This window comes from Streptomyces corynorhini (assembly GCF_003346515.1).
Lineage (GTDB): Bacteria > Actinomycetota > Actinomycetes > Streptomycetales > Streptomycetaceae > Streptomyces > Streptomyces corynorhini.
The window spans coordinates 1-12,875 of the sequence record NZ_QQNA01000378.1; the positions used below are offsets into that span (position 1 = coordinate 1).

Sequence of the window (12,875 nt, forward strand, 5' to 3'; positions counted from 1 at the left end):
GGCCAGGGCGTGGCCGCCCGAGCAGAGGTCACCCGACAGGCTCTGAGCCGACCGGCACGCGAGAGTCGCAGGCGATGTCTTCCCGGAGGAGCGGAGAAGCCGCGACGTGGGTCTTCATCGGTTCACCCTTCCGTTCGAGGCAGGTCCTCTCAGGCGCGGGTCCAGCGTTGGTTGCTGCCGTTCGAGCAGGAGTAGAGCTGGATCAGGGTGCCGTTGGCGGTGCCGCCCCCGACGGCGTCGAGGCAGAGGCCGGACTGGACGCCGACGATGGATCCGTCGGAGTTGAGGCGCCACTTCTGGTTGTCGGCGCCCCAGCAGCTGTAGATCTGGACCTTGGTGCCATTGCCGGTGCCCCCGGCGTCCAGGCACTTGTCGCCGTAGACCCTGAACTCACCGGCGGCGGTGTACGTCCACTGCTGGTTGGTTCCGTTGCCGCAGTCCCGCAGCTGGAGCTGCGTGCCGTCGGTGGTGCTGGCGCCGGGCACGTCGAGGCAGCGGCCCGAACCGACGCCCTTGATCGGTGCGGCATCCGAAGGGGGCGTCGTGGTGCCGCCGTTGAGCGCGTTGAGGACGGCGGTGTAGGCGGCCTTCTTGCTGCCGTCGTTGTTGAACAGCAGCGGCGTCTGCTCCGCTCGCCAGGAGTCGCTGTCGCGCACACCCCAGACGGTGATGCCGAGGCAGCGCGGGACGGCCAGGCAGTCGTTGGTCACGCTGGTGTAGGTCGTGGCCGAGGCGCCCTGGATGTCGAGTTCGGTGATGGCCACGTCGACGCCGAGGGCGGCGAAGCTCTGGAGGGTGGTGCGGAAGTTGCTGTTGTAGGGGCTGCCGCTGTTGAAGTGCGACTGGAAGCCGACGCAGTCGATCGGCACGCCGCGCTGCTTGAAGTCCCGGACCATGGTGTACATGGCCTGGGTCTTGGCCCAGGTCCAGTCCTCGACGTTGTAGTCGTTGTAACAGAGCTTGGCGGCCGGGTCGGCGGCGCGCGCCGTGCGGAAGGCGACCTCGATCCAGTCGTTGCCGGTGCGCTGGAGGTTGGAGTCGCGGCGGGCTCCCGTGCTGCCGTCGGCGAAGGCTTCGTTCACGACGTCCCACTGGACGACCTTGCCCTTGTAGTGGCCCATCACGCCGTTGATGTGGTCGATCATCGCCTGGCGCAGTGTGCCGCCGCTGAGGCTCTGCATCCAGCCGGGCTGCTGGGAGTGCCAGGCCAGGGTGTGACCGCGTACCTGCTTGCCGTTCTGCACCGCCCAGTTGTGGACGCGGTCACCTGCGGTGAAGTTGAACTGGCCCCGCTGCGGTTCGGTGGCGTCGATCTTCATCTCGTTCTCGGCCGTCACCGAGTTGAACTCACGGCCCGCGATCGTCGTGTAGGCCGAGTCGCCCAGCTTGCCCGAGGCGATGGCGGTGCCGAAGTAGCGGCCGCTCTGCGCCGCCGCGGCACCGAGCGTGCTTTCGGCGGCGTGTGCTCCCGGCGGCGCGGCCAGCGCGGCGACGACACCGAGGACGCCGACGACCAGCGCCAGCAGCAGACCGCGGAGCTTCCGGCGGATATCGGTTCTGGGAAGGGCGTACAAACCCATGACTGTGCCTCCGGGGTAGGACTCACGGAAGGGACGGAGCGCGGGGCGCTCTGGTACGCGGATCTTTTGTGCGGCTATGAGTGGATCTGCCGTGTGGCGCGGGTTGCCCTGGAGCAACTCGGCTCGACATCTCGAACCATGGCCGGTGTCTCAGACAGAGATGATTGAGGCGTTGACGACGGGCCGTCAATACACGGCGCAGAGGAAGTTTCGGTTTCGGGACCGAAAATTTCTGAAGACCGGCGAGCCGGACGGTACGCCCCGGCGTCGCCGCCATCGGATACCCCAGGGGCCGTGACCGAGGCGAGGGCACGGGTATCCCGGGTCGGCGCGGAGCCGGTCGAGCCCCCAGAGGGAGGCACTGTTTGTGGACAGATCGGTGACAAATCTTGACCAGAGGGCCCCTGATTCCTAGCTTGTGGCGGCAGAGGCTCCGGGAATTCTTCGAAACTCTTTCGAAATGACCGGGGTCCTCCCGCACGGCCGCTCCGTCGTCCGTCGCGGTCGCCTCGCCCCCCACCTCGAAGGAGGCACTCCGATGCGGTTACGCCGCTCCCCGTCCCCGGTCCGTCCGCGTGGACGCCTGTCAGCCGTCCTCGCGCCCCTGCTCCTCGTGGCCGCCTTCCTCGGCGCCCAACCCGTCGGCGCGGCGACCGTGGCCCCCCACGCCGACCGCTCAGGCCCGTGCGACCTTCCGTCGGCATACCGCTGGACGTCCACCGGCGCCCTGGCGCAGCCCAAGCCGGGATGGGTCTCGCTCAAGGACTTCACCGTCGTCCCCTACAACGGCAGGCAACTCGTCTACGCGACGACGCACGACACGGGGACGAGTTGGGGTTCGATGAACTTCGGCCTGTTCACCAACTGGTCGGAGATGGCCTCGGCAGGCCAGAACACGATGTCGACTCCCACCGTCGCGCCCACGCTCTTCCACTTCGCGCCGAAGAACATCTGGGTGCTCGCCTACCAGTGGGGCGGAACCGCCTTCTCCTACCGGACGTCGAGCGACCCCAGCAATCCGAATGGCTGGTCATCCCAGCAGGTGCTCTTCTCCGGAAGCATCTCCGGCTCCGGAACGGGACCCATCGACCAGACACTCATCGGCGACGGGACGAACATGTACCTGTTCTTCGCCGGTGACAACGGCAAGATCTACCGGGCCGGCATGCCGATCGGGAACTTCCCGGGCAGCTTCGGCACGACCTCGACAGTGGTCATGAGCGATACGACGAACAACCTGTTCGAAGCCCCGCAGGTCTACAAACTGCAGGGCCAGAACCGCTACCTCATGATCGTCGAGGCGATCGGCGCGCAGGGCCGCTACTTCCGCTCGTTCACGGCCACCAGTCTCAACGGCTCATGGACCCCCCAGGCCGCGACCGAGGGCAACCCCTTCGCGGGCAAGGCCAACAGCGGAGCAGGCTGGACCAACGACATCAGCCACGGCGAACTGATCCGCACCAGCCCTGATCAGACCATGACCGTCGACCCCTGCGCTCTCCAGCTGCTCTACCAGGGACGCAGCCCCAACTCCGGCGGTGACTACGGCCTCCTGCCCTACCGCCCGGGTCTGCTGACACTGCAACGCTGACGACGTGACCCGGGGCCGGGGCCGGACCCTGACCCGGCCCCGGGTCAGGGTCCGGCCCCGGGTACGAGCCGCTCAGCCGCCGTCGGAGCCGTCGGCCGCGGCCACCGGAGCGGCTACCTGTTCCGTCTGGGTGCGAGCCATGGCCCGGTCGGCATGCGCCAGGCTCTCCTCGATCAGCTCGCGGTCGTGCGCGGTGGAGAGGAACCAGTTGTGCATCGGGTGGATCAGTGTTCCCTCGGCCGCCATGTGTACGGCGAAGCGGCTCATCCACGCGTACGTGTCGTCGCCCTCCACCGTGACCGTCGGGATGGCCGGGGGTCCGCTGACGCGGAGGGGCACATCGTGTTGTTCCGCCAGTTTGATCAGTCCGGCGGTGAACTGGTCGGAAGCGGTACGCATCAGAGCCGGCCCGTCGTCCCTGCGCAGCAACTCCACGTTGGCCACGGCCGCGGCCATGGCGGGGCCGGAATTCCAGAAGGTACCGGCCAGGAACATCGTGTCCGCGGTCGGGCGCAGCGCCTCACTCCCGACGACGGCGGCGATGGGCCAGCCGTTACCGAGCGCCTTGGAGAAGCACACGATGTCGGGAGCGAAGCCCATGACGGTGTGGGAACCCTGGAGAGCCAGCCGGAATCCGGCGCGCACGTCGTCCGACACCAGCAGGGTTCCCGAGGACGCGCAGTGCACGCCCAGGGCCTGGAGCCAGGCCGGGTCGGGGAGTACGGACTCCCCGGGAATGGGATGGTGGAACGGGGTGATCATGACGGCGGCGAGTTGTTCGCCCTGCGCCGCGAACAGCGCGTCCAGCGCCGCGATGTCGTTCCACGGCAGGGTGACCACGGCTGCCTCGTCCTCGGGGTGTCGGCCGTGGGGCGCGTTGCACCAGGAGCACCAGCTGTGCGAGCCGTGGTAAGCGCCCGCGACGACGGCCACCTTCTTGCGGCCGGTGTGCGCACGCGCCAGCAGGAGCGCCGTCCACGTGGCGTCGGAACCACTTGTCCCCCACGTCGCCCAGGCCGCTCCGTCGACCAGGTCGACGAGAAGTTCGGCCAGCTCCACCGAGCTGGGGGTCGCGGTGGTGAGCGTCGGGCCGTGACCGGCGCGCCGGACGGCGGGGCCATCGACCTCCGCACGGCCGTAGCCGTTGATCATGGCGCCGTATCCGCAGAGGAAATCGTTGTACCAGCGGCCGTCGGTGCTCAACAGCCGTGCGCCCTCGCCGCGTTCGGCGAACCAGGGGTAGGCGTCGGGGGCATAGGCGGCCGGGTAACGGTTGTGGCCCCACACACCGCCGGGGATCACGCGGTGCGCGCGCTGGACCAGATTCCCGGAGGACGCGGCGTCGGCTGGGGTCGAGGTGGTCATGGCGTTCCTCCGGTCAGTGGCTGACATAGCGTTCAAGGCGCCGTGCGTGCTCGGGAAACGCGGCGGCGATGTCCTGGGCCCGCGCCATTCGTTGGTCGGCGAAGTCGAAGCCCGGCGCGACGATCTCGCTGATGAGGCCCTCCGTAACGCCGTCGGGCAGGAAGCTCGTCTTCCACCAGGCGCCGGGGCAGGTGAACGCGGGGACCTCGCCTCGCTCCACGTCGAGTCCGAGCACCCGCTCGTGGAGTTCCCCGTCCGGGGACAGCAGCAGGTAGTGGACGGGGCCGCCCCGGTGCAGGAAGTGAGTGATGTCGGAGACGTTGCCGTGCAGATGGCCGACGGGGGACGCACGGTCCAGGAGGTAGTAGATGGTGTTGGCCAGCGTGCGGATCCCCCGCTCGGTGGCCACCGTGGCGGTCGACTCGTACATCTGGCGGAAGTAGCCGCCCTCCACATGGGCCGCGAGGTCGAGAAGGTGCGCCGTGCGGGTACTGCTCCTGTCCGACGGGACACCGACGGGGCTCGGCGCCGTCGAGAGGCGCGGGCGGGGGAACGGTGTCGTCTCACACTCCGCCTCGCCCGGGACGTGTGCCTCGCTCAGCAGGACGTGACCGGAGTCCGGCGGAACCAGCGCGTAGTGGCTTCCGGCGGGCACGGTGTACTGAGGGACCTGTCCGGCCGCGAGGTCCTTCCCGAGGACCGCGTGGGCCGCGTGGGCCACGCGGGCGTTCCCGTGCTGAAGGAGGACGTGCGCCGTGCCTTCGTGGGAGAACAACACGGTGTCCCCGGTGCCGCACCGCCACACCGGGTCGGCGTGCGGCCCTATCAGCACCGTGCGCCAGCGCATGACCGTGTCGCCCGATGCCACGACGGCATCGTGCCAAGGGCCGGTGTACCGGCCGTCAGGTCCAGGTGTGAGCCGTAGCGTGGCCGAGAGCCGCTCCACGCGTCCGTCGGTGGCGGTGGACTGCTGTTCCTTCATCGTCTTTCCTTCGTACGGTAAAGGCCCGGACTTACTCGTCTACTCGTCTACTCGTCTAGTACCGGTAGTGGTCAGGCTTGTACGGACCCGCGACCGGGATGCCCTGGCGCCGTGACTGCTCCTGCGTCAAGGTCGTCAACTCCGCACCGAGGTGCGCCAGGTGCAGCCGGGCGACCCTTTCGTCGAGCAGTTTCGGCAACGTGCTGACCCCGATCGGCCGGTCCCGGCTGTTCAACTCGATCTGGGCGAGCACCTGGTTGCTGAACGAGGTGGACATCACGAAGCTCGGGTGCCCCGTGGCGTTACCCAGGTTGAGCAGCCGCCCCTCGGACAGCACGATGACCGAGTGGCCGTCCGGGAAGACCCACTCGTCGACCTGCGGCTTGACCGGCACCCGGGTGGCGATGCCCGCCTGCTCCAGACCGGTCACATCGATCTCCGCGTCGAAGTGGCCCATGTTGCCCACGATCGCCTGATGCCTCATGCGGGCCAGGTGAGCGGCGGTCACGACACCCGGACCGCCTGTGGTGGTCACGACGATGTTGGCCTCTTCGAGGAAGCGGTCGAGTACCGAGACCTGGTAGCCGTCCATCGCGGCCTGGAGGGCACAGATCGGATCGATCTCGGTGACCACGACCCGCGCGCCCTGGGCGCGCAACGCGTCGGCGCAGCCCTTTCCGACGTCGCCGTATCCGCAGACGATGGCGAGTTTGCCGCCGATGAGGGCGTCGGTCGCCCGGTTCAGACCGTCGATCAGGGAGTGCCGGCAGCCGTAGCGGTTGTCGAACTTCGATTTGGTCACCGAGTCGTTGACGCTGATGGCGGGGAACAACAGGGCACCGGCATCGGCCAGTTGGTGCAGGTAGTGGGCGCCGGTCGTCGTCTCCTCGCTGACGCCCCGTACCGCGGCGGCCGTCCGGCTCCAGAACGCCGGGTCCTTTTCGCGGAACTCGTCGATCAGGGCCAGCGCTTCGGCCGGCAGGCCGACGCCGTACGGGCTCGGATCCTCGCCCTTCTCCCTGGCGACGCCGTGGTGGAGCAGCAGTGTCATACCGGCGCCGTCGTCGAGCAGCAGATCGGGCCCCCTGCCGTCGGGCCAGGCCAGGGCGCTGCCCGCGCTCGACCAGAGTTCTCGCCGGGACTGGCCTTTCCAGCCGAAGACCGGGACCCGGTGGGGGCCGGCCGCCAGCGCCGCGGCCGCGTCGTCCTGCGCGGAGTCCTGGTGGGATCCCGCCCACCGCACTTGGGCGCCGAGCGCGATCAGTGTCTCCACGAGTACGGCCGTCTGGACCGTCAGATGCAGGAAACCGGTGATGCGCACGCCCGCGAGCGGCTGCCGGGGGCCCATCTCCGTGCGAAGGGCCATGAGGCCCGGCATCTCGTGCTCGGCCAGGAGGATGGCACGGCGCCCGGCGGAGGCCAGTCCGAGGTCGGCCACCGCGAAGTCGTCTCGGTAGGAGCGCGAAGGCATCAAGGGGAGGGGAGGGGAGAGAGCTTCCACGAATCTGACCTCTTTCGTCTTTCGTGACGGGAAATGGTGAGAGATCCAAGTCCCGGCGCGGCGCGGGGCAGTCGGCCGGACCGGGCTCAGAAGATGTCGGTCCCCCCTGCCCGGCGGCCCCGGTTCATGAAGGCGTCAAAGGCGAAGTAGGCCGCCGTCAGCCAGAGGGCGCCCCACAGCACCGCCTGGCCCGCGGCCAGGGCGACCGGCCCGGGGGCGGCATCGGCCGCGACGAGCCGTATCGCCCGCAGACTGTGGGTCAGGGGGATGACGTCCGCGACCACGCGCACGGGAGCGGGCCACTCACCCACCGGAACGTTGACGCCACAGACGATCATCATCAGCAGATAGGCCGTCTGGGAGACCATGTTGCGGATTCCGTTGGCGTTGAGCACCAGCGCGGCGAGGAACAGGCCGAAGCAGTACGTGGTCAGCGCGGTGAGGACGACCAACAGGATCAGGACGGGAACCTGTGCCGGACGCCAGGTGACGCCGAACAGCGGGGCGAGGCCGAACAAGGCCACGATGGAGGTGCCGCTGCCGCTGATGGGCCACTGGACGCTACGGCCGAAGAAGACCCAGACGGGTTTCGCCGGTGCCGCGGCGAGCAGGACGAGGGTGCCGGAGATGCGTTCCCACGTGGTCGACGCGACGACGGACATGCATTCGAGCGCGCATGTCATGACCGAGTTGCCGATCACCAGGTAGGCGATGCGTTCGTCACCGCCGCCTGCGCTTCTGCCCAGCAGGGTGAAGAAGGTGACCTGCGCGAGCATCCGGCCCAGCCAGCCGAACAGCCAGACCCGCCAGGTGTAGATGGCCCGCATGTCGGCGAAGGCGTTGGCGGCGCTGTGCCGGATGACCAGGAACGGTTGCACGACCGGGCCTTTCACGTCTGGGAGAGAGTGCCGGTGCGGCGGACCCGCCCCACGACCCGGTTGAGGAGCACCATGCCCACCCCGTAACCGGCGGCCCCGAGGAGCAGCACCACCAGCAGCCGTCCCACCGGGTTGTGTACGGCGGGACCGGCCAGGCTGTCGCGCATGAGGTCCGCGCCCCAGGACAGGAAGACGACGCGGGAAGCGGGCTGAATCCAGTGCGGCAGGACGTCGACGGGTACGAGGACACCCCCGAGCAGGTAGAAGGGGAAGGTGAAGGTGTTCTGGAGCGTGCGCGCCGAGGGAGTCAGCATGAAGAGGGGGGACAGCAGCCCCGCCGTACCCGCGGTCGCCGCACCGGTCACCAGCAGGCAGGCGCCGAGAACGACAGGGTGGGGGACGGTGAGCCAGCGTCCGAAGACGAGCCCGGCGACGAGCCAGGTCTCGGCGAACGCGACGAGGCCGACGAGCACGACCGAGCACATCCGGCCCAGGAACGTGAGTCCCATGGGCGCGGGGGCGGCGATCTGGCCTTCCAGCGTGCCCAGGTCCCGGTCTTCGGTCAGGGCCGTACCCGCGACGGACAACGCCAAGATCCACAGCGACATCAGAGTCGGGGCGACGATCGCGTAGGCCGTGAGGTCCGGCCCCGTGCCGTATTCGCTGATGGACAGGAAGATGAGGGTGTACAGCGGCGCGGTGACGCATACCTGGAAGGTGTCGGGCGAGGTGCGGGCAAGGCGCAGTTGAAAGGTGAAGCCGTTGAGGAACAGTCTCATCGCCGCACCGACATGCCACGCTTGCCGATGAGGCTCAGATAAACTTCCTCAAGCCCGGGTGGGGCCGTACTGAGCCGGGTCACTCCCGCCGCCACCAGCAGACGGAGCGCTTCGGTCACGGTCGCCGCGTCCACTGTCATGATCCGGACCGTGTCGTCGGCCCCTGCCTCGACGGCTTCGACCCCCGGCATCGCCCGCAGCGCCGCCAGGGTCTCCGGCGGGACTTCGGCGGCGTCGACACGGTTGCGGTGTGCCAGCAGAGCGCCGACCGCCCCGGTCGGTTCCGTGGCGATGACCTTGCCGTGGTCGACGAGGGTGACACGGTCGCACAGCGCCTCTGCCTCCCGCATGTCGTGGGTGGTGAGGAGCACGGTACGGCCGTCGCTCCTGAGCTGCTTGATCATCTCCCGGAAGTCGTGCGCCGCGACGGGGTCCATGCCCATCGTCGGCTCGTCGAGGATCAGCACGGGAGGGTCGGTCACCAGCCCCCGCGCGATGTGGAGCCGCTGCTTCATGCCGCGCGACATCGTGTCCACACGGTCGTCGGCGCGTTCGGACAGCCCGGTGCGTTCCAGCAAGACGTCGGCCCTACGGCGCAGTTCCCGGCCGCTCAGTCCGTAGAGGGCGCCCCAGAAACGGAGATTCTGACGAGCCGTCAGCCTTCCGTAGAGGCCCCGTTCGCCGCCGAAGACGATACCGATGCTGCGGCGCACCACATGGGCTTCCGCCCGCACGTCGTGCCCCAGCACCTCGGCGGTGCCGCTCGTGGGGAGCAGGACGGTGCACAGGATGCGGCACAAGGTGGTCTTGCCCGCGCCGTTGGGCCCCAGCAGCCCGTGCACCTCGCCCCGTTCCACCCGCAGGTCGAACTCGTCAAGGGCCAGCCGCACCCGGCCGCTGTCGTCCTTGCGCCCGGGGTAGGAGCGGACCAACCGGCGGGTCTCGACAGCGCTCACCGTGCCGCCTCCCCGCCGGGTGACGGCACACCGCCGCCGGAGTCCGGCGCGAACAGCGGCCTTTCCCACAGGACGTGGTCAACCCGCCAGCCCTGTCCGCCCAGTACGGTGACGACCGCTTCGCCCGGGTCCGCCTCGGCCGCCGGGGTGTGGACCACATTGCCGAAGAGAGGCAGTCCGAGGCCGGCGGCGTGCCGCGCCGCGGCGGCGACGAGCACGCCGGTGGCGTTTCTCCGGTCCGCGTCGCCGGCCTCCACCAGGATGTCGAACAGCTCGACATGGGCGCGCCCTGTCACCTCGTCCTCCGCGTCGCACAGCAACGTCGCGTGGCCGATGGCCTCGCCGCCCTGTGCGGCCACGAAGCTCAGTCGGCCGGGGCTGTTCAGCAGGGTGTCCGCGAAGGAGGGATCCGCGGTGTGTCCCGCGGGTGCTCCATGGGACACGGCAGCGGCCGAGAGCGCCATGGTCAGCCAACGCCGGATCGGTCCGTCGTGCGCCGGAACGGCGGGCAGCACTTCACAGTCCCCGTCCCCGGAACCCGCGGAGGCGGGCACGCCGTCGTACCGCAGGTACGTGACGAGGCGGCGCCACGGAGCGGGCGGAACGGCGTCGGCCGGAGCGCGCAGGACGACCGACCGCGCCCGGGGAACGGCGGCCCGAGCGAGACCCGGCAGCGCCGACCACCACGAGGGCAGCCGGGTCAGGGCGGGGTCGCAGTAGGTCACCAGCCACTGCGGCTCCTTCCTGACGGGCTCCTCGTACTCGCCCGCGACGAAGGGCAGTTCGTCGTACCGGGCGAGCAATCCCGCTTCCCGGGCGCCCACCAGGTAGGCCGCGCTGACTGTCATGACGCCTCCGGGCGGACGGTGACGACCAGACCGTCCAGGATCCGCGCTGCCGCCGCGGCGACATCCTCCGCCGTCACGTCCTGGAGAGCCTTCTCTTCCACCTCGACCGTCCAGCCCGGGTCCTTCACCCGCTGCCGGGCCAGCAACTGGGCGTGTTCCAAGGGGCTTTCCGTACCGAACAGCATGGCGCTGCGGGCCTGCCGCCGTGCGGTCTCCAGATCCACCGAGGTGGGGCCGTGCTCGGCCATGGCCATGAGAGCCCGGGTCACCACCTCGATGACTTCTTCGCCCTTGCCGGTGTCGGCGCCGACCAGCACCCGCCACGCACCGGCCTCGGTGTAGCCCCGGTCCCATGCCTGGAACGAGTACGCCAGCCCCTTCTCGCCGCGCAGCGTCCGGTACAAGGGGGAGGCCGCGCTGCTGCCGAACAGCTCGGCCAGGATCTGGAAGCAGTGCCGTCCGGGCGCGCCGGCGGGTGCGGATCGGGCGCCTATCGACACCCAGCTGAAGTCGTCGGCCCAGCGGGGGGCTCGGGGGGCGACCTTGCCCGGGGCGACGGCAGGCCGAGGCCGGAGGTTCACGGCGGGCCGTGCGCCGTTCGGCGTTCCCGGGAGCAGGCTCGCCGGAGTGAACGGTGCGACGACGACGAGCGCGGAACGGCTCGACAGGAACACGTCCCGATGACCGTCGCTGATGTCGGACAGGCCGAGTGCCTCGACCTCGGGCAGTGTGCCGCCGACCGGCCGTCCCAGGGCGTGCCCGGGAAACAGATCCGCGAGAAAGGCGTCCTGCACCGTGTCGACCGGATCGGCCGCGGCGGCGGCCAGCTCCTGTACCACCACGGTGCGTTCGGACTCCAGGACGGCGGCGTCGTGGCGCGGCCGTCCGACCGCGTCCAGCAGCAGGCCGAGGACTTCCTCGGTGTCCTCCGCGAGGACCTGCGCGTGGAACAGCATGTGCTCAAGGCCGGTCTCCGCGTTGGTCCTGCCGCCGAGCCGCTCGACGTACTCGGCCAGAGAGTCCGCGCCCACGAGGGGATAAGACATCAATAGGTGCTCCAGGACGTGCGCCATGCCGCCGTGTCGCTCGGGGTCGTGCCTGGCGCCGTAGTCGACGGCGAGGCAGATTCCCGCCGTTCTCAGTCCTTCGTCAACGACCGAATAGGTCGAGCAGTGATCCAGCATCAGATTTTCCCGCCTGAGCGACTGAAGATCTTTTGAAATGCGGTGGGCGCCACCGCGAAAAGCGGTGGCGCCCACTCTGACTAGCTGATTCAGCGCTTCTTGATCTTGTCAAGGCGCGGACGGAGGGAGGAAGCGTGCTGACGCATAGCGATACCTCTTTCTTTTCGGTTGACAGCGTCCCGGCGGAGTTGTCTCCTACGGATTTCCGCTGCCGAATGAAATAAATATGGCATGACGAAGAAGGAAGATCCAGATGTTGTCCAATGTTCGAGGGTTGCACAATGGACAACCAGGACGGGCCCCTGTCGCACCACGAAACACGGGAAACTTCTCCCTTTATTGGACAACGGACAACTCTCGTTTCCAGGCATGAAAAAACGTCATCCTGGAGAAAGTTTCGTGATGCAGGCGCCAGCCGCCAGACGCATACGCGACATACGGACACGAAGAAAGGCCCCAGCGCAGTGAAACCTGAAGACATGCTCCTGACCGCCGAACCGGAAGGGTGCCTTTATGTCCTTTCCGGACCTTCCGGGACGGGCAAGACGTCGCTCGCGATGGCCATGCTCGAATCCGATCCGGATATCGGGTACACCAGGTCGGTGACGACCCGCCCGCCACGGAGCGCGACCGAGCAGCACTACGACTACGTCGACCGGGACACCTTCCTCACGATGATCGACGAGGGCAGATTCGCGCAGTGGATACATCCGTCGTACGACGAGTACTACGGCACACTGCGCGCTCCCGTCGAAGAAGCCCTGGAGAAAGGCCGCGATCTGGTTTTCGACTATTCACCCGAGGGCTATCTCAATCTCCGGCGCCTCTATCCGGATCACACCGTCGGAATTTTCGTGATGGCACCGAGTGTCGCGGCGATGCGGGAGCGACTGGCCGGGCGAGGCAGCGAGAGCAGTGAGGAACTCGTCCTGCGCCGACGTATGGCCGAACGAGACTTCGACTTTGTCGAACAGCACGACTATCACGTCGTCAACGACAATTTCGACCACGCTCTTCGACAGCTCCAGGCCATCCGGGCGGCAGAGAAAGCACGCATGAGTCGACAGCGGAGTCTGCTCCGGACCTACACGCTCAACAAGCGGCCGACCTTGCTGCGCTATTACGACCCGCCAGTGCGGTGACGTGGCATTTTCCGAGCTGTGGTACGGGAAGTCCCGGTCGGCGGAGAGCCGACCGGGACTTCCCGTACC

At 68.5% G+C, this 12,875-nt stretch carries 10 protein-coding genes and 1 pseudogene; 2 read left to right on the forward strand and 9 right to left on the reverse strand.

Annotation, left to right across the window (positions count from 1 at the left end; all coding sequences use genetic code 11):
• Nucleotides 1–149: 149 nt before the first annotated feature.
• Nucleotides 150–1,580, reverse strand: coding sequence for an endo-1,4-beta-xylanase (locus DVH02_RS32860; RefSeq protein ID WP_114627501.1), 1,431 nt, complete (start codon nt 1,578–1,580; stop codon nt 150–152).
• 670 nt (nt 1,581–2,250) lie between these two features.
• Between DVH02_RS32860 and DVH02_RS32865 the strand changes: the two are divergent.
• Nucleotides 2,251–3,171, forward strand: a pseudogene (locus DVH02_RS32865) (non-reducing end alpha-L-arabinofuranosidase family hydrolase); the annotation flags it as partial.
• Between the two features lie 72 nt (nt 3,172–3,243).
• On the opposite strand, the gene DVH02_RS32870 reads toward DVH02_RS32865, so the two are convergent.
• The 8 genes from DVH02_RS32870 to DVH02_RS32905 form a co-directional block, all read right to left on the reverse strand.
• Complete coding sequence (locus tag DVH02_RS32870; protein WP_158575977.1) at nt 3,244–4,536, reverse strand: aminotransferase class III-fold pyridoxal phosphate-dependent enzyme; 1,293 nt, start codon at nt 4,534–4,536, stop codon at nt 3,244–3,246.
• Between the two features lie 13 nt (nt 4,537–4,549).
• Nucleotides 4,550–5,518, reverse strand: a complete 969-nt coding sequence (locus DVH02_RS32875) for a cupin domain-containing protein (RefSeq protein ID WP_114627504.1) — start codon at nt 5,516–5,518, stop codon at nt 4,550–4,552.
• A gap of 55 nt (nt 5,519–5,573) precedes the next feature.
• A complete protein-coding gene (ahcY, locus tag DVH02_RS32880) occupies nt 5,574–6,989 on the reverse strand; it encodes an adenosylhomocysteinase (protein WP_114627505.1) in 1,416 nt (471 codons plus the stop codon).
• Nucleotides 6,990–7,105: 116 nt separating this feature from the next.
• Nucleotides 7,106–7,897 (reverse strand): ABC transporter permease, encoded by a 792-nt coding sequence (locus DVH02_RS32885; protein ID WP_114627506.1) that lies wholly within the window; start codon nt 7,895–7,897, stop codon nt 7,106–7,108.
• Nucleotides 7,898–7,908: 11 nt separating this feature from the next.
• A complete protein-coding gene (locus DVH02_RS32890; RefSeq protein WP_114627507.1) occupies nt 7,909–8,676 on the reverse strand; it encodes an ABC transporter permease in 768 nt (255 codons plus the stop codon).
• Nucleotides 8,673–9,632 carry an ABC transporter ATP-binding protein gene (locus DVH02_RS32895; protein WP_114627508.1) on the reverse strand — a complete coding sequence of 320 codons (960 nt, stop codon included), beginning with the start codon at nt 9,630–9,632 and terminating at the stop codon, nt 8,673–8,675. Before DVH02_RS32895 ends, DVH02_RS32890 begins: the two co-directional genes overlap by 4 nt.
• Complete coding sequence (locus tag DVH02_RS32900) at nt 9,629–10,480, reverse strand: hypothetical protein (RefSeq protein ID WP_114627509.1); 852 nt, start codon at nt 10,478–10,480, stop codon at nt 9,629–9,631. Before DVH02_RS32900 ends, DVH02_RS32895 begins: the two co-directional genes overlap by 4 nt.
• Nucleotides 10,477–11,664 (reverse strand): M16 family metallopeptidase, encoded by a 1,188-nt coding sequence (locus tag DVH02_RS32905; protein WP_114627510.1) that lies wholly within the window; start codon nt 11,662–11,664, stop codon nt 10,477–10,479. The genes DVH02_RS32900 and DVH02_RS32905 overlap by 4 nt, the downstream gene beginning before the upstream one ends.
• A gap of 479 nt (nt 11,665–12,143) precedes the next feature.
• Here DVH02_RS32905 and DVH02_RS32910 point away from each other — a divergent pair, with 479 nt between their 5' ends.
• Nucleotides 12,144–12,806, forward strand: coding sequence for a guanylate kinase (locus tag DVH02_RS32910; RefSeq protein ID WP_158575978.1), 663 nt, complete (start codon nt 12,144–12,146; stop codon nt 12,804–12,806).
• The last annotated feature ends 69 nt before the right edge of the window (nt 12,807–12,875 follow it).